General features: G+C 41.7%; 18 protein-coding genes. 11 read left to right on the top strand and 7 right to left on the bottom strand.

From position 1 onward, the window contains the following. Window positions 1-218 precede the first annotated feature (218 nt). Window positions 219-917, top strand: coding sequence for a hypothetical protein (locus tag JF50_RS08680; RefSeq protein WP_039609064.1), 699 nt, complete (start codon window positions 219-221; stop codon window positions 915-917). 364 nt (window positions 918-1,281) lie between these two features. On the opposite strand, the gene JF50_RS08675 is transcribed toward JF50_RS08680, so the two are convergent. The 3 genes from JF50_RS08675 to JF50_RS08665 all read right to left on the bottom strand — a co-directional run bounded on the left by JF50_RS08675 (window position 1,282) and on the right by JF50_RS08665 (window position 5,389). Continuing rightward, on the bottom strand, window positions 1,282-2,568 hold the full coding sequence (locus JF50_RS08675; RefSeq protein ID WP_039609063.1) for a metal-dependent hydrolase family protein: 1,287 nt from the start codon (window positions 2,566-2,568) through the stop codon (window positions 1,282-1,284). A gap of 181 nt (window positions 2,569-2,749) precedes the next feature. Then, complete coding sequence (locus JF50_RS08670) at window positions 2,750-4,300, bottom strand: response regulator (RefSeq protein WP_039609062.1); 1,551 nt, start codon at window positions 4,298-4,300, stop codon at window positions 2,750-2,752. Between the two features lie 246 nt (window positions 4,301-4,546). After that, entirely contained in the window at window positions 4,547-5,389 is an 843-nt protein-coding gene (locus tag JF50_RS08665) for an HDOD domain-containing protein (protein ID WP_039609061.1), read from the bottom strand. Window positions 5,390-5,601: 212 nt separating this feature from the next. Between JF50_RS08665 and JF50_RS08660 the strand changes: the two genes are divergently transcribed. Next, window positions 5,602-7,155 (top strand): AbgT family transporter, encoded by a 1,554-nt coding sequence (locus JF50_RS08660; protein ID WP_039609060.1) that lies wholly within the window; start codon window positions 5,602-5,604, stop codon window positions 7,153-7,155. Window positions 7,156-7,209: 54 nt separating this feature from the next. Here the strand turns inward: JF50_RS08660 and cmoB are convergent, their stop codons facing one another. Then, entirely contained in the window at window positions 7,210-8,178 is a 969-nt protein-coding gene (gene cmoB, locus JF50_RS08655) for a tRNA 5-methoxyuridine(34)/uridine 5-oxyacetic acid(34) synthase CmoB (protein ID WP_039609059.1), read from the bottom strand. A 10-nt stretch (window positions 8,179-8,188) separates the two neighbouring features. Next, the gene (gene cmoA, locus JF50_RS08650; RefSeq protein WP_039609058.1) at window positions 8,189-8,914 is read right to left on the bottom strand and encodes a carboxy-S-adenosyl-L-methionine synthase CmoA; all 726 of its coding nucleotides are present in this window, start codon (window positions 8,912-8,914) and stop codon (window positions 8,189-8,191) included. Window positions 8,915-9,031: 117 nt separating this feature from the next. Here cmoA and JF50_RS08645 point away from each other — a divergent pair, with 117 nt between their 5' ends. Then, on the top strand, window positions 9,032-9,721 hold the full coding sequence (locus JF50_RS08645) for a DUF3334 family protein (RefSeq protein WP_039609057.1): 690 nt from the start codon (window positions 9,032-9,034) through the stop codon (window positions 9,719-9,721). A 38-nt stretch (window positions 9,722-9,759) separates the two neighbouring features. On the opposite strand, the gene JF50_RS08640 is transcribed toward JF50_RS08645, so the two are convergent. Next, entirely contained in the window at window positions 9,760-13,524 is a 3,765-nt protein-coding gene (locus JF50_RS08640; RefSeq protein ID WP_080760176.1) for a response regulator, read from the bottom strand. Window positions 13,525-13,631: 107 nt separating this feature from the next. On the opposite strand from JF50_RS08640, the gene JF50_RS08635 reads away from it, so the two are divergent. From JF50_RS08635 to JF50_RS08600, 8 genes are all read left to right on the top strand, one after another. Continuing rightward, window positions 13,632-14,741 carry a response regulator gene (locus JF50_RS08635; protein WP_039609056.1) on the top strand — a complete coding sequence of 370 codons (1,110 nt, stop codon included), beginning with the start codon at window positions 13,632-13,634 and terminating at the stop codon, window positions 14,739-14,741. Window positions 14,742-14,920: 179 nt separating this feature from the next. Further along, window positions 14,921-15,763 carry an isopenicillin N synthase family dioxygenase gene (locus JF50_RS08630; RefSeq protein WP_039609055.1) on the top strand — a complete coding sequence of 281 codons (843 nt, stop codon included), beginning with the start codon at window positions 14,921-14,923 and terminating at the stop codon, window positions 15,761-15,763. Between the two features lie 247 nt (window positions 15,764-16,010). Further along, window positions 16,011-16,922 carry an N-acetylglucosamine kinase gene (gene nagK, locus JF50_RS08625; protein WP_039609054.1) on the top strand — a complete coding sequence of 304 codons (912 nt, stop codon included), beginning with the start codon at window positions 16,011-16,013 and terminating at the stop codon, window positions 16,920-16,922. After that, the gene (gene nagA / locus JF50_RS08620) at window positions 16,919-18,043 is read left to right on the top strand and encodes an N-acetylglucosamine-6-phosphate deacetylase (protein ID WP_039609053.1); all 1,125 of its coding nucleotides are present in this window, start codon (window positions 16,919-16,921) and stop codon (window positions 18,041-18,043) included. The genes nagK and nagA overlap by 4 nt, the downstream gene beginning before the upstream one ends. Window positions 18,044-18,110: 67 nt before the next feature. Next, entirely contained in the window at window positions 18,111-19,238 is a 1,128-nt protein-coding gene (gene nagX / locus JF50_RS08615; RefSeq protein WP_039609052.1) for a transmembrane glucosamine N-acetyltransferase NagX, read from the top strand. 255 nt (window positions 19,239-19,493) lie between these two features. Beyond that, a complete protein-coding gene (gene nagB, locus JF50_RS08610; RefSeq protein ID WP_039609051.1) occupies window positions 19,494-20,288 on the top strand; it encodes a glucosamine-6-phosphate deaminase in 795 nt (264 codons plus the stop codon). A gap of 256 nt (window positions 20,289-20,544) precedes the next feature. Then, window positions 20,545-21,498, top strand: a complete 954-nt coding sequence (gene nudC, locus JF50_RS08605) for an NAD(+) diphosphatase (protein ID WP_039609050.1) — start codon at window positions 20,545-20,547, stop codon at window positions 21,496-21,498. 3 nt (window positions 21,499-21,501) lie between these two features. After that, entirely contained in the window at window positions 21,502-22,671 is a 1,170-nt protein-coding gene (locus tag JF50_RS08600) for a cystathionine beta-lyase (RefSeq protein ID WP_039609049.1), read from the top strand. A gap of 41 nt (window positions 22,672-22,712) precedes the next feature. On the opposite strand, the gene sbcB is transcribed toward JF50_RS08600, so the two are convergent. After that, entirely contained in the window at window positions 22,713-24,182 is a 1,470-nt protein-coding gene (gene sbcB, locus JF50_RS08595; protein ID WP_152614491.1) for an exodeoxyribonuclease I, read from the bottom strand. Window positions 24,183-24,474 lie beyond the last annotated feature (292 nt).

The following is a 24,474-nucleotide window of genomic DNA, read 5'->3' as shown; positions in this document are numbered from 1 at the left end:
GGTGATCTTCCATGTTTGCTACGCTATCAGAATCCATTGGTAGCGTAACCCCATCAGTGGTGGTGAAACTACATATTGTGGAAAATCACGCATATTAAAGTGTATATTTTTTGTTTTAATAAACGTTTTTGTTAAATTTTATGTAAGCACTTTGTTTTGTTGGTTATTTGTTGTACCTTTTTTGAGTGTTATATTTGCACAGGTTAAAAAGGACTGAAATGAAAATAAGTAATAAAACATTAACGGTTGCCAGTACTTTATTGTTGGCATCAATGTGGAGCCAAGCATCACACTCTCAGCAAGAGAGTCTGCCTTTTCTTGATGAAAGTTGTAGCGGTCAATTAGAGAGCAAAGAAAAACAAAATCACTGTATTGATATGCTTCGCGCCTCTGACTTCGATACTGGCTATTCGATTCAATACTCACCTTCACTTGTTGATCCCATTTATATTAACGGGGTTAAATACACTTTAGATTTAGCAAGAGATTTGAATGTCACCACAGTAAGGGATATCCTTCAGGCCCCATGGAGGCACGGTTTTTGGGATCTAGATGGTCATTGTGCCAATAGACATGAGTTTTGGGATGATGATTGTCGTCTAGAAGATCTGCAACAGCAGTATCATCTAGATGCTGTTTATGAAGCCAGTGCTAGAATCCCGGTGAGTGGTGATAACGGCCAACTGTTAAACTTTGATGTGTTCGGCAAAATCGACAATGCAGTGGCATGGTTTAGTGTTCGTTGTGGCTCGTTTAGAGAAATAGACATTAGTGATAATATCATCATATCGAAAACTGAGCGCACTACGTTTCCCTGCGATGAGATACAAGTGTATTTCAAACCTAGACGACCTTTTAATTATCAGGATCCTACCTTAAGGGGCTTCTTATCGATCATTATTTCTGAAGACTTCTAGTACGAGCGGTACTGTTTTAAAGAGGCACTTTTAGAAATGAAAAAGGGCTTGCGAGCATGTGACGCCAGTCCTTTTTTATTGTTCAATGTTAAACATTTTCTTGTGTACTAATAAATCAAAGCTACTTTTTCAATAGACTTTTCGTTGAGATCAGGCAGAGAACATGCACCACTTTACCTTTTATTGGAAACCAGTTGTCTGCATTTTGTGGGTGGTTATCCCGCAGGTCATTCTAACAAGAGGAATAAGCAGACGCTTAAACTGCACATCAGGCGTTTAAGCGTTAGTTAAAAAATAATTCGCACTGAAGCTGTAAATATCTTCTCGACTTTTATCTACGGTGCTAAAAAGTGATGTTCAGGATTTACTGCGTTACGCGTCTATCAACCTCAACTTTCCCGTCTTTAATAACAAGTGTGACGTCTTCCATCACCGTGATGTCATCTAATGGGTTACCTGGTACCGCAATGATATCGGCAAGCTTTCCCGCATCTAAAGATCCAAGGTGGTCTTCTAGCTTAAGTAATGTCGCCGAATTAATAGTAGCGGCTTGCAGTGCTTGCAACTCTGTCATACCAAATTGGACCATTCGGCTGAACTGCTTTGCATTATCGCCATGCGGATAAATACCCCCATCAGATCCAAATACCATTTTTACACCTGCTTTAACGGCTTTAGAAAAGCTATCACGTTGAATAGAGCCCACTTGGCGCTCTTTTCTCAGACTTTCCTCGGGTATACCCGCTTTGGCGCCTTCTCCTAAAATGTACTCGGTGGTGTAAATGTCCATCGAGAAATAAGTGCCATGTTTAAGCGCCAGTTGTATCGCTTCGTCATCTAAAAAGCTCACATGCTCTACAGAATCAACGCCTGCTCGAATTGATGATTTGATCCCACTTGTTCCATGCGCATGAGCGGCGACAGTCAGCCCTCGCATATGTACTTCGTTTACTAATGCTTGCATCTCTTCAAACGAATATTGCTGAGCACCAACTTTTGTGCCTTTGGACATAACACCGCCCGTTGCACAAAATTTGATAACATCCACACCGTATTTAACGTTTTCACGCACTTTGTGGCGAACTGCCCAAGGGCCATCTGCAACGCCTTCAGAAGTTACACGATGCTCATGTGTAAACGCGTTATTATCGCAATGCCCACCAGTAATTCCGATTGCGGGGCCTGACGCGAAGACTCTTGGGCCAGGTATATCACCATCATAGATGGCGTCGCGTATAGCAAGGTCAGCAAACCCTGACGCACCTAAATTTCTAACAGATGTAAAACCAGCTTCGAGTGTTCGCTGCGCGTTAATCGCGCCGGTTATCGCTGAACGAGGCACTGTTCTACGAAGCCGCTCATAGCCATGTACTTTTGCATCTCCTGTTAGATGAACGTGCATATCGAATAACCCAGGGACTAAGGTGTGGCCTGTTAATGTAATGACTGTGGCATCAGAACTAATCGAGTCTTGGGGTGTGTGTTCTGACACGGATACGATGGATTTATCTTCGACAACAACCGTGGCTGGCTTAATAAGTTTACCTGTTCTGACGTCAAGGGCGGCGTCAGCTTTGAGGATGAGTGTATTCGCGAACGCGCTACTTGTACTTAGAATGAAGGCTGTACTGAGTAATGTCTGCTTAAACATATTTTCTTCTTATCATTTTTATTTTTAAAAAACAGTCTAATCAGAGTCAGAATAGGGACGCAAGGAAATTACGATTGATTGTACAAATAGCGTGATGGGTTTAGTAAAGATCACATAAAGCTTGTTTACAGTGGCGATTGGATCTTGAAAGCATAAACTAGTAAAGAAAGATTAAAGTAAATTAACTGACAATAGTCACTCGCGGCTTGCCGAGGTTTAAATAATGAATGTAGTCCTGTTCTTTTAATCCAGCTTCACGGCTCGAACGTAATAACAAATCATTTAGTGCTTGGTCGTTTATACCGCTACGTAATGCTTTACTGCACATTTTGATCGTGTCTCTATATTCACCGGAATCAAATAGTCGAGAGGCAAACATCATATAAGCTTCTTGCTGATCGGTTTCATCTTTATAAATTTTTGCGAACACTTCACGGTGCATTAAGCCCGCTAATACGTAATGACTATTCCTATGTTGCTTGCCAAGCGCTTTGTGTGCATTGAACAGCATTTCTTTTGAGTGATCCATATCATTCACAAGGTAGAATAAAAAAGCAATGATGGTTGCAACACTTGGGTCGTCTAACATGCTTTGACTGAGCTGTAATAGTTTAGCGCTGGCATCGGTGTCTTTGCCCTCTAACAGCATCATCATGATCAGCAGTAAGTTGAATTCGTCAGCGCAGTATTTTTGCATGTTTGATGCGTGGCGAGTAATGGCAGATTTCAGGTCATTTTGAATTGACTTAAGTACTTTAGGGTCAATTGTATCTTTTATGTCTAATGTTTCCAAAAAGCGTATTTTAATGGACAAGGCAGAGAGTAGAGTAGATAGGGCTGGGTCTTCGCTATAAGTACGTTCTTTGCGTTTAATTAAATTATCAATGGCATCATGTTCTTTACAGACATGTAATACCATTAGGCTTAGCCGAAACATACTCGGTGACATATCTTCAACTGGAAATGCCAGCACCTGAGCTGTTGCTAGATCCCGGTTATCTGTTTGGAAAGCGATGTATATCTGCCAATAAAAAACGCGAATAGGGTAGTCTTGTCGAGTTTGCGGCTCAGACAAAAATGCTTTACACGCTGCAAAGTCCTTCAGCTCATAGTTAACATGGAACAATGACCACTTTGCCCACTGGATGTTGCGATCAGCCAATGGTAAAAGCAGTTTTTTTGCTAATGAATAATGCCCAAGTTTGAGCAATAAATTGACAAGTAGCTGATTACGCGCTTTTTTTAAATAGTTTGGGTACTCTTGGTTACGTAACTCTTTTAGTTTTAATAAGGCTTTTTTGTATTTTTTAGCCCTAATAAATTGGTAAGCAAGTTTGAACTCTTTAACTTGTAACGTATGTTCTTTTAATATCGTAGCGAGATCCTGCGGCGTATACGGTACTTCTAGCAGCTGGTTACTGTGAAATGGATATTCACAAGCGTAGTCGAATGCACTTTGCCTTTTTGCCATATACACCAGCCTAGTGGTGGGGGGCAGTGTTTCGTTGTAAACCAGCTCACTAACGAGGTCATAAAGATTCTTTATTGTGTCTACTCGATTATCCAAAAAAACAATATCATAAGTATTTTGTTTAGCAGAACGCTCAAACGCCTGACCAGAGCGGTAAGAACGAACATGAGACACGCCTTGTTTATTTAATAAAGCTTCTAAAAATCTTATGTTGTCGCTGTTATCGTCGACTATTGCAATTTTTAGGTCTGAATAATGCACTCGCTTTCCTTTAATCAGCCCACGAATAGATTACCGCTGCTGAAAAAATACTCTGTTTGTAGTTAATTTTGGAACTCGCTATTCTAATCGTTTTAAAAACATAATCAAAGTGTTAAATGCATGTTCATTTACATTTATTTAAAATTCATGCAGTGTTGAACCAAATAGATGGTTAATAAAAAGTGAACACGGCAAGCTAAATAAGGAGAGTGTTTTTAGCATGCCATGGTGTTGAATGGTGTGTTTTTAGTTAAATATTTCCTCGACATCATCTTTGATATCTTGGTATGCATCCTCGTCTAATTCCAATAAATGCAGTACATCGGTTTTGATATACGCCCAATCGGGTACTGACACAAAACGTTTGTTGACCTGAACAAGGTGCTCGGCCATTTTGAGTGTGGCCATAGTGCAAGCATGTTCAACGTCATGGGTTTCTTTGAAAAACTCCATATCATGATGTCGGAGAATAAGCTTACAAATCGGTTTTGGGAGGTTCCAGCTATTTGCTAGAAAATAGCCAATTGTGGCATGATTCGTGTTGTAAATCGCTTCTTCTTGGTCAATTAGTAACATGTCGTAGTTACTATTTGCGCAAGAGAGTACGTTAGCATAGTCGTCAAATTTTAACGCCATTGCTGGGATCCCTGCATCGTGAAATAGACCCAGCATATGGAGACTTTCCAGTGGGATTTTTACTGGGATTTTGCGTCCGATAATCATCGCAACTTCCGAAATTTCGTTTGCGGTATCCCAAAATCGCTCCAAGCTGATGCAACACCGTGATTGATCAAACGCTTGTTTCAATAAAAAGCCTGTCACTAAATGTGTAACACTATTTAAACCAAGAAACATGACTGCTTGGCGAATATCTGTGATTGTTCGTGAAAAGCCATATGATGAAGAGTTAATGACCTTTAGAACTGCAGCAGACGTTGCAACATCTGTGGCAATTAAATCTGCAATTTGCCCAAGCTCTGGCTCGCTTGATTGGAGTAGTTCATGTAAATGTGTGAGCAATTCTGGTTTTGGTGGGAGAGAAAAACCTTTTTCTACATCATTAAGAACGACATTATCTATCTCTATCATAGTTCTTCCATCTTGATGCTGGACATCAAACTAAGGTAATTACACGGACGTTAAAAGAGTATAGCCGTACCTGCTAAATTTTGTGCACTTGAGGCAAATTTTGTTGCTTTTGCACGTTAAGTAATCAACCAGTTGGTTATTCAGGGACGATTGATTGCTTTCATTCGCTTTGTTAAGTTAAAGTTAGCTAATTTTACTGTTTGGGAATAATTATGAGTCAATCACCAGAAGCGGCAGCGCCGAGTGGGGCAGTTGCACGTTTTCTTAACGGGATCGAGCGTGTGGGGAACAAACTCCCTGATCCTGCTATCATTTTCTTGTCAGCGATGTTGCTGATATGGTTCCTTTCTTGGATTTTTTCGAGCACGACGTTTGATGCGATAGACCCACGCACTGGTGAAGCTATCGTTGTTCATAACTTACTAAGCGGTGATTCACTTGCCAGTTTCTTGGCCAACATGGTTAAGACGTTCACAGGATTTGCACCTTTAGGTGTTGTTTTAGTAGCTATGTTAGGTGTTGGTGTTGCTGAGCACTCTGGTTACATTAACACGGGCTTGAAGCTTATGTTAAAGCGTACACCTCAAGCATTGTTGACTCCATCAATCATTTTAATTGCGATTGTGAGCCACACAGCAACTGATGCCGGTTATGTATTGGTTATTCCATTGGCTGGTGTAATTTTCTATGCCATGGGCCGTCACCCACTTGCCGGTATTGCAGCAGCGTTCGCAGGTGTAAGTGGTGGATTTAGTGCTAACTTCATCCCATCAGGTATCGACCCGTTACTACAAAGCTTTACACAAAGCGCAGCGCATATTATCGATCCTGAGATTGCAATTAACCCACTGAACAACTGGTTCTTTACCTCAGCTTCTAGTTTGTTCATCATCTTATTAGGCTGGTACATCACGGACAAAATCATTGAGCCACGTCTAAAAAATACAGAGATCGATGGTGACACAAACAGTTTGCCTTCTTTTGATGAAGTGAACGCAAAAGAAAAGCGTGCATTTTTGGCTGCCTCTGGTGTGATGCTAGCAGGTATTGCGTTATTAGTTTACGCCGCAAGTGGTGAAGACTCGGCGCTACGTAGTCCAAATGGCTCACTAACCGAATTCACAGCGCCGCTTATGCAGTCTATTGTACCGCTAATCTTCTTACTGTTCTGGGTACCTGGTGCGGTCTACGGCTTCTTAGTTGGTACCTTTAAGTCCTCAAAAGATATGATTGATGCCATGAGTAAGTCAATGGGCAGCATGGCTTATTATATTGTAATGGCGTTTTTCTGTGCGCTATTTATCAGTGCATTCAGTCAGTCTAACCTTGGCGCACTGCTTGCGATTGAAGGAGCAGAAGTACTTAAGGCATTGGCATTACCAAGTTCAGTCACTGTGGTCGGTATTATTTTCCTGACTGCTTTTGTGAACTTATTTGTTGGTTCAAGTTCTGCTAAGTGGGCATTGCTAGGCCCTATTTTTGTTCCTATGTTGATGCAACTTGGCCTATCACCTGATTTGACTCAAGCGGCGTACCGTGTAGGTGACTCAAGTTCGAATATCATCACGCCGTTAATGCCATACTTCCCATTGGTTGTGGTTTATTGCCAAAAGTATGTTAAGAACACAGGTATTGGTACGCTCATTGCTCTTATGATCCCGTACTCTATCGCTTTCCTAGTTGGTTGGAGCATCTTCTTGTTAGCTTATTGGGGCTTAGGCATTCCTTTAGGCTTGCAGTCGAGCTACATTTATCCAGCAGGATAAGCAATAAAAAAGCCGCTCATTTGAGCGGCTTTTTTCATATTAAGAGATTACTACTTATGCCTCTGCAATGAATATTGCACGCAGTGGAGCGGGGTAGCCCTCAATGGTTTTACTTGGGTCTAATGGGTCCAAGAAATCTGCGAGTGATTCCGTTTCCATCCACTCTGTCTTACGTTGTTCATCTAACGACGTAGTGTCTTTGTTGACGACACGTACATTCTTAAATCCAACACGCTCTAACCACAGCTTGAGCGCATCGCAGCTTGGGATGTACCAGACATTACGCATTTTGGCATAACGGTCGGTTGGCACCAGTACTGTGTTCACATCGCCTTCAATGACTAAAGTTTCAAGAACAAGCTCACCGCCTTTGCGCAATTGGGCACGGAGTTGGCTTAAAAAATCGATAGGTGAGCGTCTATGATAAAGCACACCCATAGAAAATACCGTATCGAATGCTTTAAGCTCAGGTAACTGTTCTACGCCTAATGGTAATAAGTGTACATTTGGATCTGGATTAAAGTGTTTAACCGCTTGAAATTGACTTAAAAACAGGTCTGACGGGTCAATACCAACTACGAAATCAGCACCAGCGCCTTTCATGCGCCACAAGTGGTATCCAGATCCACAGCCAATGTCTAACACTGTTCTACCGTGTAGATCACTAATGTGTGGCAGTAGTCTGTCCCATTTCCAATCACTGCGCCATTCAGTATCAATGTGAATACCGTGAATATGAAAAGGCCCTTTTCGCCATGGCATCATGCGCTTTAATAGATGACTTAATTGCTTTGTATGCCCTTCTGAAAGCTCTTCACTTAAACCAAACTCCACGCGATCCGCGATATTAATGTGGCTTGTATTTGACTCAGGTAAGTTTTTAAGCACTTTTTCCCACTTTGGCCAATCACCATGCTGAGCTTCTTTTTGCCAGTGTGTAAGCTGGGCAGGCAAAGTATCTAACCAATGACTGAGCTGGTTTTTTGCAATGGCTGCGTAAAAGTCGTTAAACCAAGTATTCATAATATCCTCGTTATTTTATTGCGACCATTGAGCAAAAGTTAAAGCACTGGTACCAAACTTGGGTGTTAGAAAAGCCAACTGTTTCAAGTCTTTCGATATGTGTGCTTAAAGCATCTGTGCGCATGATGTTTTCGATAGCGGTTCTTTTTTGGCTAATTTCTAACTCTGAGTATCCATTTTGACGCTTGAAGTCATGATGAAGGTCGATAAGCAGGTTATCTTTAATGTCATTTTCGCCTTTTATCTTTTCAGATAAAAGCAGCACACCACCTGGCTTCAAGCCTGCGTAGATTTTTTCAAGCACAGCCTGCCTTTGGTCTTGAGGGATAAACTGTAGTGTAAAGTTCATCGCAACGACACTTGCATTTTCAATGTTGATGTCGTTAATGTCGCCCAGCTGCACACTGACAGGCACGTCTGATTTAAAGCCTTTCAGGTGTATTTTACAGCGCTCAACCATAGGCGCAGAATTATCAATGGCGATGATATGGCAGTTTTCTTTGTTGATGTTACGACGCATGCTGAGCGTCACTGCACCTAAAGAACACCCTAAGTCATATAAATTTGAATTACTTTGCGCAAACTGACCCGCCAATTTACCCATTGTACTGACCATTGTGGCGTATCCAGGAACTGACCGTTGGATCATGTCTGGGAACACTTCGACGACATTGGCGTCAAATGTAAAGTCTTTTACTTCTTGCTCTGCGGCATAAATACTGTCTTTGCCAGTCACAATACTACTCTCATACAAAAATAATCTCGCTATTTTAGCATTTTATACTGGATAGTCAGTGATAAATTGAGTAGCTTGGCTACTATTAGTCATAAGAAGTAAAAAATGAGATAAAAAATGGCGAAAAATAAAGTTGTCAGTACAGAAGATATCCTATCAACCTTGTGTCATTCAGTGACTGAAGTGCTATCTTCGGCGAGTGGTAATCAAATATCCTATTCTGCGATGGTGCAAAAAATTACGCGCACCTGTATGCGACCGGATATCGGTTGTTTTGTGTTGTTTGATGGTGGGTTTACAGGACTCGTTGTGACTAATTTTACCGCGCAGGCAGCGATGGAAATCTATCAAGATTACATGCGCAACATGGGCATGCCGGAAAGTGAAATTGCACAAAGCCACTTATCAGATGATGTATCAAATGTAATGGGTGAATTGATGAACCAAATTGTTGGTGATTTCACGGGTAAAGTGAGAGAGCAATTACATACCTCAATTACGCAAAACCAGCCAAAAATGATGGCAATTAATAAGCAGGTACAAATCTCGGTTGATACAACCATGGATAGACCGCAAGCAAGACGAGTCACATTTACCACGCAAGGACAGAATATTTTCTATCTTGAGTTGGCAATGGACAAAACAGAGTTTATAAAGCTGCATGATTTTGATATCGCAGAAGCCGTTGACCCTGATGACATCATTGCGAATCAAAGCTCTACTTCTGCAAAACCTAAAGCGACAAAACAAGCTGCACCTCAAGAAGATGCAGCTGATGATGACTTCATGGCAGAGCTAGGACTCTAATCCTTTTATTAGCCCACTAAGTTAATTGGTGGGCTATATTAACTTTCTAATTCACTGGCTGTTACTTGAAGTAGGTCAAAGGCTTCGGAAAACTGAAATCTTGATACCATCACCTTCAGCTCTTTTAATGTTGCCTCATCTAATCCTTCATTTAAACCAATTTGTTCGACCATCTCGGTCGCTTTTGAGTCATATTCTTTTAAAGCTTGAGCAAGCTCTTTGAGTGAGTATGTCTGTTTAGGGGAAGTAGACTTTTGGCTCCGCTCTAGTAGTAACGCGGCTTTTCCTTTGAGCTCTTGAAGGTAATTGGCTAGTGTGTCTATGTGCTCAGAGTCAATGTTGTCTTGTTTTACTTGTTCTTCTAAAGTAGCAGCAACTTCTGAGAAGTAATCCATAGAGAGGTTAGCACCAGCACCTTTCATCGCATGTAAAATATCCAGAGCAAGCTCTAAATTTCCCATGCTGATTGATTGTTTTAAATTAATCACTTCTTCTACTTGCTGAGTGATAAATTTGTCAAGCAGCTTAAAGTAAACAGCTTCGTTGTTTGCGGCCCGTTGCACGCCTTCAGCAATGTTTACGCCTTCTAAAACTAGGTCAATATCAGGATCTTGCTGCGGTTGTTGAACAACTTGAGTTGCTTGTTTTGGAATGTCGCTGGCAAGTGTGTCCAAAATGGATTTTATAAGACCCTCAACGTCAATTGGCTTAGAGACATGCCCATTCATGCCTGCATTTAAGCACAGCTCAATATCAGGCCCCATAGCATTGGCGGTCATCGCAAGGATCGGAAGCTGTTCAGCAGGGATTGTTTCACGAATGGCTTTTGTCGCTTCAACCCCATCCATGATGGGCATTTGCATATCCATAAGTACAATATCAAACTGTTTATTTTGCACAGCCTTTAGCGCCATTTCTCCATTGCAGGCGACGCTGACTTGCGCGCCATGGAAACTTAAAATTTCAACGGCAATTTCTTGATTAACCGGTTGGTCTTCTGCAACCAAAATATGTAAATCTTTAAGTGCGTTACGGTTTTCTATTGGTGTTTGTTTTACTTGCTGCGTAGCTTCGACACCAAAGCACTCCTGTAAACAGTCCAATAGACTGGAGGGGTTAAAAGGTTTAAACAGCATGCTGTCAATCATGGCTTGGTGTGTTTCTTTGAATCCGACTTCATGACCGTGTGCAGTGACCAACACAAAATAATTTTGTAGGTTTTGTCGCTTTAAGTACTCGATAGTGTCAATACCATTTAAATCAGGCATATGCCAGTCAACAAAGATGATATCGAATTTTTCAGTAGTCGGGTTTAGTTGATCCACAAAATGTTTACCACTTTCAAATAGCGTGACATGGAAGCCTAATGACTGGAGCATCGTTTCGAGAATATCTCTTGCATCTTCATTGTCGTCAATTACACAGGCTGTTTTACCACTGAATGTAAGTGGTTTTTCTACAGCGGTTGAAGCGTAATTATTAATTTCCATCGCTAAAGTAAAATAGAACTCAGAGCCTTTATTAAGCTCACTTTCAACGAAAATTTCTCCGCCAAGTAGCTTTACCAGTTGTTGTGAAATCGTGAGGCCAAGCCCCGTTCCGCCATACTTACGTGTGGTGGATGTATCTGCTTGAGAAAAAGATTGAAACAACTTTGTTTGTTGCTCTGTACTCATACCAATCCCACTGTCTTTGACAGAAAAAGTTAATTTAGCTTTATCTGTTTGAATATCTTGCATGGAAATGGATAAGGTGACGCCGCCACTTTCGGTGAATTTGACGGCATTTCCCGCAAGATTAATAAGCACTTGCGAGAGTCTCAGTGGGTCACCAAGAAAGTTGTTTGGTAAGTCAGGAGGGATGTCGAAGACTAAATCTAGCTGCTTTTCTTGTGCTTTAATACCAACAATGGTTGTGACATTATCGAGTACTTTATCCAACTCAAATGGAATATGTTCAATTTCGACTTTCCCTGCTTCTATTTTAGAAAAATCTAAAATATCGTTGATAAGCTTAAGTAATTGTTTGGCAGCGTAGTCAATTTTCGTCACGTAGCCTAGTTGTTTCGGCGATAGATCTGAGTTCATTGCTAGATGTGCCATACCGATTATGGCATTCATTGGCGAGCGGATTTCATGACTCATATTGGCGAGAAATTCGCCTTTTACTTGAGCATTTTTATCGGCTTCTTCCTTTGCGCTGAGCATTTGACGCTCAAGTTCATTACGTTCAGTGACATCTAAGAAAGTGCCTACTACACCACCAACTTCGCCGAGGCTATCAAAGAAGGGCGCTTCATAAACAACTAATTCTCGAGGTTCTTTAAGACTATTCTCCATAGAAAGGGCGAACGAGTGGGCCTCTTTTTGGTCAATAGTGCGCTGGGATTTATGATCTAAGTATGCAGCGGTTTGTCCATCAAACACGTCGTTCAAATGAGAGTCGGTTACTTCGACTTCAAATTTGTCTATAAAAGATAAAAAAGCACGGTTAACACCCATAAATGTGCCTTTTTTATCTCTGTAATAGGTTGGGTTTGGAATGGCGTTAATAATGTGTAGAGTAAGCTCTAGGTGCGCTGCTAGCGCATTCTCGGCTTCAATTTGCTTTTGGGTATTTTCGCTTAACCTTAATTGTATGCTTAAATCTTCACACAAAAGTTTGAGGCAGTGTTTTTGTACTTCTTTAGGCGGATGAGCGAATGTGATCACCACAGTGCCAGTCAGCTCGTCACTCATTATCAACGGGATATACAAAACCGTATGTAACTCTAGAGTTAACCCATCTTTATGTAACACCGCATTACGCCCTTCACTTACATACGCCTGTGTTTGTCTTTCAGAGACGAGCTTAGAGACTTGAATAGATTGTTCATCGAAATAAGCTGCAAACCCTACTAGCGTGTGTTGAATAAAGTGTTCATCCTCATAACGGTAGAGTGAAACACTCGGACTTTGAAAATGATCAGCGAAGAAATTGGCTGCCAAAGTGCGCATTTGAGAGGGGGAGTTACAGTGGCGAATTTCTTCACTAAAAGCATGCCTTATTTTTGCAATATCAGCGCGTTCATCAAGCTTTCTATACGTCAACGACACGGCTTGAACAATGTCAGCGACTTCTCCTCGCAGCTCAGCAGGCAGTGAAATGCTCTGGCCATTGTAATTTTTATCGATACAAAATGCGCGATGCAACAAAGTGAAAGGAGTGATCAATCTTTTATTTAAATAGTAGAAAATAAATAAGGCGAAAAGCAATAAAGTGATAAGGCTCACCCAGAGGTAAAAGAGCAAGTTGCTGCTGCCTTGGTGCAGCAGTTGTTTTGCTTGTTGTAATTGTTGTTTGGTTGATTTAATTGCGACATCGATGGCATTGGTTGTTTGTTGATGGACATCGATTAACGCCTTGTCTTGAGCTTGATGATATGCGCCTTTGTCAATGGACTCGTATAGTGTTTGCATTACTTTATAAGTGTTAAAGGCTTGAGTTAAAGCATTATCTTGCGGGTAAATGCGCGTTTTTTCGGTTAAGGCATCGAACGTTACTCTAGAGTTAATAAGTTGCGTCTGAATGAGTGTATTGGCCTTGGTAGTATCTTGCTTTGAAATATGTGTGTTAATACTGAAAAATAAAGCCAAATTGGTCGTTTGCAGTTGATTTAATACATCGTATTGGTCGTTGAGTTGTTCAATCTGTTGCTCATGAACTGTCATCTTACTTTCCCAATTAGACATCACAACAAGGCTAATGACGAGCAGGGCAGGGAGTAGTATAAAAAACGAATGAAACATTGTTTTTATTGACATAACTTACTTTCCAAAACTTGACTAATATTAACCATAGTCGCACGCACGTAATTAACAAGCGGTGTGAATTGTCTGAAGGAGCTGGATAAAGCAAGAAGGGGGCTAAAATGGCAGAAATACTCATTGTTGATGATGTCGCAGAAAATCTACAAATTCTGCAATTGATATTAAGGAATGAAGGGCATAAGGTGTTTGCTGCGATCAGTGGTGAACTTGCATTAAACATTGCTCATAAACACTCACCTGAATTAATTATTTCTGATATCAACATGCCTGTTATGGATGGTTTAGTATTATGCAAAACCCTCAAAAGTTCGACCAAAACGCAAGACATCCCGGTTATTTTTGTCAGTGCCGAGCGGGAGACTGATAATATCGTTGCTGCTTTAGAGGTCGGCGGCGTTGATTACATCACTAAACCCTTCAAACCAGCAGAAGTATTAGCCAGAGTAAATACCCAATTGAAGTTATTGGATGCACATCGTCTGGCTGTAAAACAGCAGCTTTCTCAAGTAATGAATCAAATGGTAGTTGGCATTGCGCATGAAATTAATACGCCATTAGGTGCAGCCATCACGGCAGTGACGCATTTTGAAGGTATAGTAATGCAATTATTGAATGCGTTTGAGCAGGAAACATTGAGCGCTCAACAGCTGAAGGATGGGTTGGATGAGTCTAAACAAGGCGTGGCTTTGTGTGAGCGCAATTTGTCACGTGTTGCACAGTTCGTAAAAGTATTAAAAGAAATAGCAAGGGTCGAGCGCCCGACAACACCAACAAAGCTGAGTGTGGTTGCTTTTTTAAACGATCTGAAATCGGCTTGGGAAAAGAAAGATGTTCAAATTCAGATCAGCGCAGTCGAGGCGGGTTTTGTGTCTGATCGTGACATTTTGATGTCGGTATTTAATAACTTGATTGAGAATTCAGTTGCGCACGGTAAGCTAAAAAGTGGACAAGCAATCTCGATCGAAGCAACATCAAAAGCACAGCACATTGAATTTATGTATTACGATCATGGAGAGGGTTTACAAGGGATTTCTATTGATGAACTACTAAAACCTTTTAACACCACAAAACGCGGTAATAGTGGTCATGTTGGATTGAGTGCGCCTGTCACAGCAAACTTGATTAATTCAGCGCTTAAGGGGGCTTACCAGTTGCTTGATAGGGGAAGAGGGTTAGAGTGGGTAATAGAAATCCCAGTAAATTCAGATTGATCTGAATCAACGATTGACAAATATCGATAGAGATGAGGACATAAGTCCTTATGTGGGAGGCTTTATTTCACTAAGCTCGCGGGCAAAGATATTATATCTTTGTTCGAGTATTAATTATAAATAATTCTTATGATTAATGTTTTGAATTGAAGTCACGCAAAAAAATTGGTGGAACCATTATGCAACAGCTACCTACAGTTGATTATAAGTCATCTACAGCAGCAAAAGAATTTGTTGAGTCTCTTCGTAACACAGGTTTTGGTGTACTTAAAAATCACCCAATCCCGAAAGAGCTTGTAGAGTCTATATATAAAAACTGGCAAGAGTTCTTCTACACAGAAGAAAAGCACGACTTCCTATTTGACAAGGACACTCAAGACGGCTATTTCCCACCGGAAGTTTCAGAAGTCGCTAAAGGCTTTACTGTAAAAGATATTAAGGAATATTTTCACGTTTATCCAAAAGGTCGCGTTCCTGCTCAGCTTGAAGCTGAGATCAGAGAATACTACCGCCTCGCAAACGAGTTTGCAGCTGAGCTATTAAGCTGGGTTCAAGCGGAAGCACCAGAGGATGTACGTGCTAAGTTTTCGATCGATCTTAAAGATATGATCAAAGACTCAGATCAAACGTTATTACGCGTTTTACACTACCCACCGATGACTGGAGACGAAGAGCCTGGTGCTATTCGCGCGGCAGCACACGGTGATATTAACCTACTAACTGTATTACCAGCTTCAAACGAGCCTGGCTTACAAGTTCAAAGAGGTGACGGCAGCTGGTTAGATGTACCATGTGATTTTGGTTCATTGATCATCAATATTGGTGACATGTTGCAAGAAGCTTCAGGCGGTTACTTCCCATCTACAATTCACAGAGTAATCAACCCAACGGGTAAGGCGAGTGATAAATCACGAATTTCATTACCGCTGTTTTTACACCCTAAACCAGAGGTTGTATTATCTGAGCGTTATACAGCAGACTCATATTTGCAAGAGCGCTTAAGAGAACTAGGTGTAAAGTAAGTATCTGATTATAAATCGAAAAGCGGCCTTAATATGGCCGCTTTTTTGTATTTAAACACGGCTGATTTTTGAAATTTTCCTGACAATTAGTTCAAAGTGTGCAATATTAAAATTTCTCAAACTGAGAAAAAATAATAAAAAACTTAATGACAACGCTGTCATTTATTGTGTAACATCAAATCAACATGACTGAATACTGTGTCGCGGACAAATTCGCGTTCATATCTTATTTTTTAGGGGTCGCTTAATGATGGCTAAACAGGTTGAACAAGACCAGTTGTATATAGGTATTGATGGGGGCGGTACAAAATGCCGAGCCACTATCTACTCAATCAAAAACGGCGTTTTGGGAACTGGTCTAGGTGGGCCTGCTAATCCTCTTCATGGTTTTGAAAGAACCATTGAGTCAATTATGGTATCGACTCAATTGGCACTGCAGGATGCAGGACTAAGAATTGAAGCAGTTCATAATCTCTATGCGGGACTTGGTCTTGCGGGAGTAAATCTGCCAGCACTACATGAAAAAATAATGCGATGGGATCACCCATTTAAGCAAATGTTTTTAACAACTGATCTTCATACTGCGTGTATTGGTGCGCATGAAGGCGGTGATGGCGCTGTAATTATTACGGGTACTGGTTCGTGTGGCTTTGCCATGGTTGATGGAGTGTCTGTTAACTACGGTGGCCATGGGTTTGCACAAGGTGATATGGGCAGTGGCGCTTGGATGGGACTTGAAGCGGTAAAAGCAGCATTGCTTTCAATTGACAAGCTAGGTCCAACAACAACATTAAGCGACACTTTAAAACAGCACTTTAATACCACAACCGCGATGGGTATTGCTGAGCAAATGGCGGGTAAGCCTTCGAGCAGTTATGCGCAATTAGCTAGGTTTGTATTAGCCGCAGCAGAAGAAAAAGATGAAGTTGCATTGAATATTGTCAGGGACGGTGCTGACTATATTAGTAAATTAGCCCATCGTTTGATGGAAAATAATCCGCCACGTCTTTCAATGATAGGTGGTTTATCTGAACCATTACGTAAATGGCTTGACCCTGAAATTGCAAAGATTGTTGAATCTCCTAAACAGCCTCCTGAAATGGGCGCAATTTTCTTTGCAATCCAAAGTGTCGAGCAGCAGTCTGAAAAGGCGGTATGAGAATGAAAAAATATTTGGCGAGTCAATTTTTTGATGGGCACAAATTAAAAAATAATGTTGAGTTTTTGGTTGTTGATGGAAAAATTTCATTTTCGACTCAAGACTGTGAAGGCCAAGCTGAGATCCTGGAAGGCTTGGTTGCGCCAGGCTTAATTGACGTGCAGGTAAACGGCGGCGGTGGCGGCTTTTTTAACGCGGAACAAACTATTGAATGTTTGAGAACCATAGTTACAGCACACGCTAAGTATGGCTCAACCGCGCTTATGCCTACACTTATTACTGATAAAGTAGAAGTCATGGCGCGAGCAGCCGATGCAACTGCACAAGCGATTGCGCAAGGCGAACCCGGGGTTGTGGGGATCCATTTTGAAGGCCCACACTTATCGCACCCCAAGAAAGGCACACACAGCGAACAATATATTAGACCGATTTCTGAAGAAGAATTTGCCATTTATGCAAGACAGGATCTCGGTATAAAAATGGTGACGCTGGCACCTGAAACGGTGCCATTGGCAGACATCAAACGCTTGATTGACCTAGGTGTTAAAGTCAGTGTCGGTCACTCAAATGCGGATTTTGAAACCACCATGGCTGCACTTGAAATTGGTGTAGATGGCTTTACGCATTTGTTTAATGCGATGTCGGCATATACATCAAGAGAACCAGGTGTAGTTGGTGCCGCGCTTTGGGAAGATAACTCATGGTGTGGTCTTATTGTTGATGGTCACCATGTACACCCAGCATCTGCAAAACTGGCGATCCGTTCAAAGCAACGTGGTAAAATTATGCTTGTGACGGATGCAATGCCACCTGTTGGTACTAATGATATGGAATTCGACTTTTTTGACGGTCGTAAGGTCATTAGAACAGGTGATAGATTGAATTCAACAACAGGTGAGTTAGCGGGCAGTGTGCTTGATATGGCAAGTGCAGTGAGAAACACGGTTAACACACTTGATGTGACATTGACTGAGGCATTGAGAATGGCCTCTTTATATCCTGCTCAATACTTAGGGTTATCTGACAAAGGCCACCTTTTAGAAGGGGCTGATGCAGACTTTGTAGTATTAAACAACAGTCAAGAAGTTTTGAGTAACTTCATTGGCGGAAAAAAAATTTAAAGTTCCCTGGGTAAAAAACCCCGCTGCAGTTTAGCGGGGATTTTTTGTTTTTACAGGAAAGGTATTGATGACGAATAAAAAACAACGACTGGCTTCATTAGATGCACTGCGTGGCATGGACATGTTTTGGATCTTAGGTGGTCAATCTATTTTTGCAGCACTGTTTGTGCTAACTGGATGGCAAGGCTGGAAGCTTTTCGAAGCGCATACCGTTCACAGTCCTTGGCATGGCTTTACATTCTATGACTTAATATTCCCTTTATTTATATTCTTATCTGGTGTTGCCATGGGCTTGAGCCCAAAGCGCATTGACCATTTACCTCTTAATGAGCGCAAGCCTTATTATCAAAAAGCAGTGAAGCGTCTGTTTCTGCTGTGTGGCTTGGGCATTATGTACAACCATGGCTGGGGTACAGGTATTCCGTTAGCGCTTGATGAAATTAGATATTCTAGTGTACTAGGTCGGATTGCCATCGCGTGGTTCTTCTGTGCCATGTTGGTGTGGCATACCAGCCTCAGAACGACGGGTATTGTCGCTGGTGGTATTTTAGTTGGATATTGGGTACTACTGAACTTTATCCCAGTGCCAGGTGGCAGCGCTGGTCAATTAGCCGCACCGGGGACTCATAGTTGGAATGCATGGTTTGATCAAAACTTACTACCAGGTATAACTTATCAAAACAGACCTGTAGATCCTGAAGGGATACTATCGAGTGTGCCTGCCATTGTGAATGCGATAGCTGGGGTATTTGCAGGGCAGTTGATAGCACGTGCAGATAAGCTTGGACAGTGGAAAACAGCTGGGTGGTTATTTGGTGCAGGTGCATTGAGTGTTGCGCTTGGTTGGTTGTGGCATTTACAGTTTCCAGTGAACAAAGAGTTATGGACAAGCTCTTTCGTACTTGTCACTGTCGGCTGGAGTGCGATTTTACTCGCTGTATTTTTCGCCTTGGTGGATATTTTGAATGGCCAAAGGTTTGCGTATCCATTTGTGATCATAGGTGCTAACTCAATCATTATTTATTTAGCATCGAGTTTGGTGAATTGGGAATTTGTCAGTAAGAGTGTGTTTGGTGGCTTTATCAATGCGGTGGGGCCTGATTGGCAGCCTCTGTTTGCTGTTGTCGCGCTGCTACTAGTGCAATTACTGGTGCTACACTGGATGTATAAACGCAAAATATTTGTCAGCGTTTAACACGTAAAATATTGAGAAAAACGGCCACCTTTTGATGGCCGTTTTTTTATTGGCTCAAAAAAAATACAAATTTTTCTTCACTTTTACTTTACAAAGACTTTTTTTCTGATAATAATGACAGCGTTGTCATAATGGTAATAACCTAATACAGTGTATCCCAATTAGGTTTAGATCTGACCTTGTTTTGATTGCACGCGAAGCAGGGTTCAGATCCCATTTTTTCTTATTTCAAACTCAACAACGAGCTTTAATATCATGCAAATAGTAATTTTAAAAAATGCTGCTGAAGTCGCTGCTTATGGTGCAGATATATTTGAAAAACAATTAAATCGCAAAGCAGAGTCGGTGTTGGGTTTAGCAACTGGGTCGACACCTGTTGCTTTGTATCAAAACCTTATCGAGAAGAACAAACAGGGCGATATCAGCTTCAAAGATGCGATTACGTTTAACCTAGATGAATATTTAGGTTTAGAGGGCACTCACCCTCAAAGCTATCGCTACTTTATGAATGAGCAATTGTTCAATCATGTTGATATCAACAAAGACCATACACATGTACCGCCAGGTAATGCTAAAAACCCAGTTGAAGCATGCCAAGAATACGAAGCGCATATCGCAGCTGCCGGTGGTATTGATGTTCAATTACTGGGTATTGGTCGTAACGGACACATTGGTTTTAATGAGCCGTCTTCAGGTTTAACCTCAAGAACACGTGTTAAAACCCTAACTAAAGAAACGATTGACGATAATGCACGTTTCTTTGGTCCAGATGAGTACCAACCACATCTATCAATTACGATGGGGATCGGTACTATTTTAGATGCTAAGAAAGTTGTGTTACTAGCGACTGGTGAAAACAAGGCTGAAGCGATTAAAGCGACAGTAGAAGGCCCATTAACGGCGTCTTGTCCTGCATCAGCACTGCAATTACACCGTGATGCAGTTATTGTGATTGATGAAGCTGCTGCCAGCAAGCTTGATAATATTGAATTTTACAAACACATCGAAGCTGAAAACCAAAAGCTTCAAGCACACCTTGCCTCTCTGTAGTGTGAATTCACACTGTAGTTTAAAGCCCGAAAGGGCTTTTTTTTTGCCTAAATACTTGGCAAACAACGTGACTATTGTTAGCGTGACAGCATAGAAACTAAAATTAGTTTTTGTACATTAATAGTCGTGTTTTCTTTGATTAAATAATGACTGCTTGGCTGCAATTAATTGGCTTTTTTGTAGCAAAGGACTCAATCATTTAATCAAGAATGGGCTTCTGCTTTGATTAGGTAACCCACATTAAAGGACAAAGTGCTTGTTGTACTATACACAAATGACGCTAGATAGAGCGTCAGCTCAGCGTAAAGATAAAAATTGGCTGTTAACTCAATATGGTGAGAAAAGCCGTTGGTTGCTCATTCATAATGACCAAAATCTCTTCACTGCTGACTTAACCGAGTTAGCTTTTATCCAGCAGTCACAAATAGAACACCTTGATAGGCGAGACGCCATCTTTTTAGGTAAAGATGAACAGTTTTCCTATTTTGCCTTAGATGTCTCCAGTATTGATTTGAGCGAGTTACAAAAACAACTAGGTGTTTGTACAGAAGACCATAATGATGGGCAGTATCGCTTTGCCGACATGAGAAAAGTGGGCCCTAAGCTTGAGCGCGTGAGTGGCTCTGTAGGGGTGTTAGCACGGGGTTTAAGTTATTGGCACAAAACCCATTGCTATTGCGGTCGGTGCGGTCACAAAAATATCCCTGTCGAAGCGGGTCACGCGAGGCTATGTACAAATAAATCGTGCAAGCATATGACGTTCCCAAGAACCGACCCTGCTGTGATCATGTTGGTCACGCATACGTTTAAAGATGGGGTAGAACGTTGCTTATTAGGCCGTCAAGAAGCTTGGCCAGAAGGGGTATATTCAACGCTGGCAGGCTTTGTCGATCCTGGTGAAACATTAGAGCAAGCTGTTGCCAGAGAAGTCGAAGAAGAAGCCGGTGTCATTGTAGATGACGTGCAATATTTGGCATCTCAGCCATGGCCTTTCCCATCATCATTGATGCTGGGTTTTATCGCAACCGCCAAGACCACAGATATTTTTGTTGAGCAGGATGAACTAGAGCAAGCACATTGGTTCTCAAGAGCCGATCTTGATACTTTTGGTCAATGGGGCGATGACGCGCCTGGTTTTAAATTGACAAGACCTGACTCAATATCACGTTTTTTAGTTGAACATTGGCGTCAACTTCCAGAAAAAGAGTAACGAATGAAAAAAAATACTAGATTAGCCAGTGCAGGCCGAAAATCTCAATATACTCAAGGAACCGTCAACCCGGTTGTACAACGAGCATCGACCGTAGTGTTTGATTCTGTTGCGGATATGCATGAAGCGATTAAAGAGCGCGGCAATCGCACTTTATTTTATGGTCGCCGAGGCACAAACACGCATTATGCTCTGCAAGATGCCATTACTGAATTAGAAAATGGTGCTGGGTGTGCATTGTACCCGAGCGGTGCAGCGGCCATTAGCCAAAGCTTGCTGTCATTTTTAAAAGCTGGTGATCATCTATTGATGGTGGACACCGCTTATGAACCAACTCGTGATTTATGTGACAAGATTTTAGCTGGCCTTGGGATCACCACAACCTATTATGATCCTATGATTGGTGCGGGTATTAAAGCGCTTATTCAAGACAATACCAAGGTGCTGTTTTTAGAATCGCCGGGCTCAATTACCATGGAAGTGCAAGATGTCCCAGCACTGGTTAAAGAAGCCAAAGCACATGGCTTAATGACCATGTTAGATAATACATATGGTAATGGCTGGCATTATCGTCCACTGGACCATGGTGTTGATATCAGTATTCAAGCTGCGACTAAATACATTGTTGGTCACTCTGATGTGATGATGGGCGTGGCGGTCGCCAATGAAGAATATTGGCCTGTACTTAGAGAAAACTCTTACTTGTTAGGCCAGTGCACCTCGGCAGATGATGCATACCTTGCACTACGTGGTTTGCGTACGATGCCGGTGCGTTTGCAGCAGCATGAGAAGAGCGCACTAGAGGTTGCAAAGTGGGTGGCACAGCATCCGCTTGTAGATCATGTTCGCCACCCAGCGTTGCCTTCAAACCCAGGTCATGAACACTTTATGCGTGACTTTGATGGCAGTAATGGCTTGTTTTCATTTGTAATGAAAACCGGAAATCAAAAAGCCATTAATCGCTTCTTAGATAGCTTGCATCACTTTAAAATGGGGTTTTCTTGGGGTGGATTTGAGAGCTTAGTGACAGCGAATCGCTCGATGGCGGCATTAAGAACAACAACTGGCTGGGAGCATGGACCAATTATACGATTGCATATCGGTCTGGAAGATGTTGAAGACTTGATTGCAGACTTAGAGCAAGCGCTCGCAGTGTATGAATCGCACCTATAAATAAATGTAAAAGAGGCTGTTTTTCAACAGCCTCTTTTTCTTTATAAGCTCTGTGCGTAGTGATAAAGCGCTTTGAGTATGGTGACTTTTTTCTCGTTGTCTTCGTGCTCATAGACAAGGTTTTCAAGTGTCAGCATGAAGTCTTGCGCATTGATTGATGGGTTGTCTTCACCGTGCATCAACTTGCCTTGGCAATATTTTCTCCATGTGTCTAATTCAGACTGCGATAGGCTTTCAGGCCAGTTTCTCGCACGATATCTAAACAGTAAAGTATGGAACTTCGGATCTTCAAACTCTAGCGCTAAGCTGCCTAATTCAACGGGAGAGGCATTGCGAACAATCGCCAGTTTGGCTTTGTCCGCTTTACTGATAAAGCCGTTGTAAAGCTGGTAGTCAGGGTTGGTTGTATCACTGAAGTCACCTTGCTCAGCAAATACTTGAGAGACTTTGTCGCGCAGTTCTGGATGTGCTTTTAAAAACTTTAAGTGCTCCAAGCATTGCTCTCTATCAATACCTAGCCTTGCTGCATTTTCTGGCAGTAAGGTTTTTGCAGGGGCAATGATTGGACACTTGTTTAAATGCACAAGCTTTAGCCCAACAGGCAACATGCCTTCTTCAAGCTCGGTGTGTTTGGTATAGAGTCGCTCGCGTAGTTCTTCAACAGATAAGTCAACCAACACGCTGGGATCATGCGTAAGATTAAAGCACACCACGGCATTTTTATTAACCGGATGAAAGCTCATTGGTGCAATCCAAGTCGTGCAGCCTTGTGTTGCAGGAATGCGTGATGAGGTGTGCACTAAAGGCTGCATGTTAAACACATCAACAATGTCTGTGAGCGCCTTTTTGGTTCTCAAGTTAAAGAAAAACTGATAAAGCTTTGGCTGTTTTTCTTTGATCAGCTTAGCCAGCGCAATGGTTGCGGTAACATCGCTTAGGGCATCGTGTGCAGCACTGTGTTCAATACCATTGGCAACGGTGAGCTCTTCGAGCCTAAAGCTGGGTGAGCCATCTTCTTTCAATGGCCATTCAATACCTTCTGGTCGCAGTGCATAGCAAGCTCTGACTAAGTCAATAATATCCCAGCGGCTATTCCCATTTTGCCACTCGCGTTCATAAGGGTCATAAAAATTACGGTAAAGGCTGTAGCGCGTTACTTCATCATCAAAGCGAATGCTGTTGTAACCCGCAACACAGGTGTTTGCTTTACTAAACTCGGCGTGAATTTTTGCCATAAACTCGCTTTCAGGCAAGCCGTGTTTCAGTGCATGTTGCGGTGTAATGCCGGTGATCAAACAGGCTTCTGGGTGTGGCAAATAATCTGGTGCAGGTTGGCAATACTCAATCAGCGGCTCGCCAATAATGTTTAAATCGTAATCGGTTCTGATACCTGCAAACTGACTGGGTCTGTCTTTTTGAGGGCTTGCCCCCCAAGTTTCGTAATCGTGCCAATAGATTGTGGGGATGTTTTCGTTATTGTTTTGATTCTTCATTTGGTCATTATTTGTCATAAAATCATTGGCTTATATAAAGTATGCTGCTTTACTCAATCTGTTCATCACGCTTACAACATCACATCAGCGTGTATAAATGTGTGTATAAAAAACTTGTAAGTGTGTATATGGCCGTAAAATGCTATTAGATGCAAAATGCGCAAATCTAGTATATAAGAAAACGACCAAGTGGCATTATCTCATAGAGATGGCTTGCGCGTAAAACTAAAGATGAGTGGGGCTTTGTGATGTGAATATTTATTTTGGTTTGATGGTTGGACAAAGCGTTCACGGTATTCTCACTTAAACA

The sequence above is a fragment of the Pseudoalteromonas luteoviolacea genome, assembly GCF_000814765.1.
GTDB classification, from domain to species: domain Bacteria; phylum Pseudomonadota; class Gammaproteobacteria; order Enterobacterales; family Alteromonadaceae; genus Pseudoalteromonas; species Pseudoalteromonas luteoviolacea_H.
This window is presented reverse-complemented; position numbering and strand designations above follow the sequence as displayed.

What these genes read in the sequence shown, in the direction of transcription:
- JF50_RS08645 (WP_039609057.1), top strand. Translation starts at nt 9,032, where the DNA reads ATGGCGAAAAATAAAGTTGTCAGTACAGAAGATATCCTATCAACCTTG.
- nagK (WP_039609054.1), top strand. Translation starts at nt 16,011, where the DNA reads ATGATGGCTAAACAGGTTGAACAAGACCAGTTGTATATAGGTATTGAT.
- JF50_RS08640 (WP_080760176.1), bottom strand. Translation starts at nt 13,524, where the DNA reads ATGTCAATAAAAACAATGTTTCATTCGTTTTTTATACTACTCCCTGCC.
- nagB (WP_039609051.1), top strand. Translation starts at nt 19,494, where the DNA reads ATGCAAATAGTAATTTTAAAAAATGCTGCTGAAGTCGCTGCTTATGGT.
- nagA (WP_039609053.1), top strand. Translation starts at nt 16,919, where the DNA reads ATGAGAATGAAAAAATATTTGGCGAGTCAATTTTTTGATGGGCACAAA.
- JF50_RS08660 (WP_039609060.1), top strand. Translation starts at nt 5,602, where the DNA reads ATGAGTCAATCACCAGAAGCGGCAGCGCCGAGTGGGGCAGTTGCACGT.
- nagX (WP_039609052.1), top strand. Translation starts at nt 18,111, where the DNA reads ATGACGAATAAAAAACAACGACTGGCTTCATTAGATGCACTGCGTGGC.
- sbcB (WP_152614491.1), bottom strand. Translation starts at nt 24,182, where the DNA reads ATGACAAATAATGACCAAATGAAGAATCAAAACAATAACGAAAACATC.
- JF50_RS08665 (WP_039609061.1), bottom strand. Translation starts at nt 5,389, where the DNA reads ATGATAGAGATAGATAATGTCGTTCTTAATGATGTAGAAAAAGGTTTT.
- JF50_RS08675 (WP_039609063.1), bottom strand. Translation starts at nt 2,568, where the DNA reads ATGTTTAAGCAGACATTACTCAGTACAGCCTTCATTCTAAGTACAAGT.
- JF50_RS08600 (WP_039609049.1), top strand. Translation starts at nt 21,502, where the DNA reads ATGAAAAAAAATACTAGATTAGCCAGTGCAGGCCGAAAATCTCAATAT.
- JF50_RS08680 (WP_039609064.1), top strand. Translation starts at nt 219, where the DNA reads ATGAAAATAAGTAATAAAACATTAACGGTTGCCAGTACTTTATTGTTG.
- JF50_RS08630 (WP_039609055.1), top strand. Translation starts at nt 14,921, where the DNA reads ATGCAACAGCTACCTACAGTTGATTATAAGTCATCTACAGCAGCAAAA.
- cmoB (WP_039609059.1), bottom strand. Translation starts at nt 8,178, where the DNA reads ATGAATACTTGGTTTAACGACTTTTACGCAGCCATTGCAAAAAACCAG.
- JF50_RS08635 (WP_039609056.1), top strand. Translation starts at nt 13,632, where the DNA reads ATGGCAGAAATACTCATTGTTGATGATGTCGCAGAAAATCTACAAATT.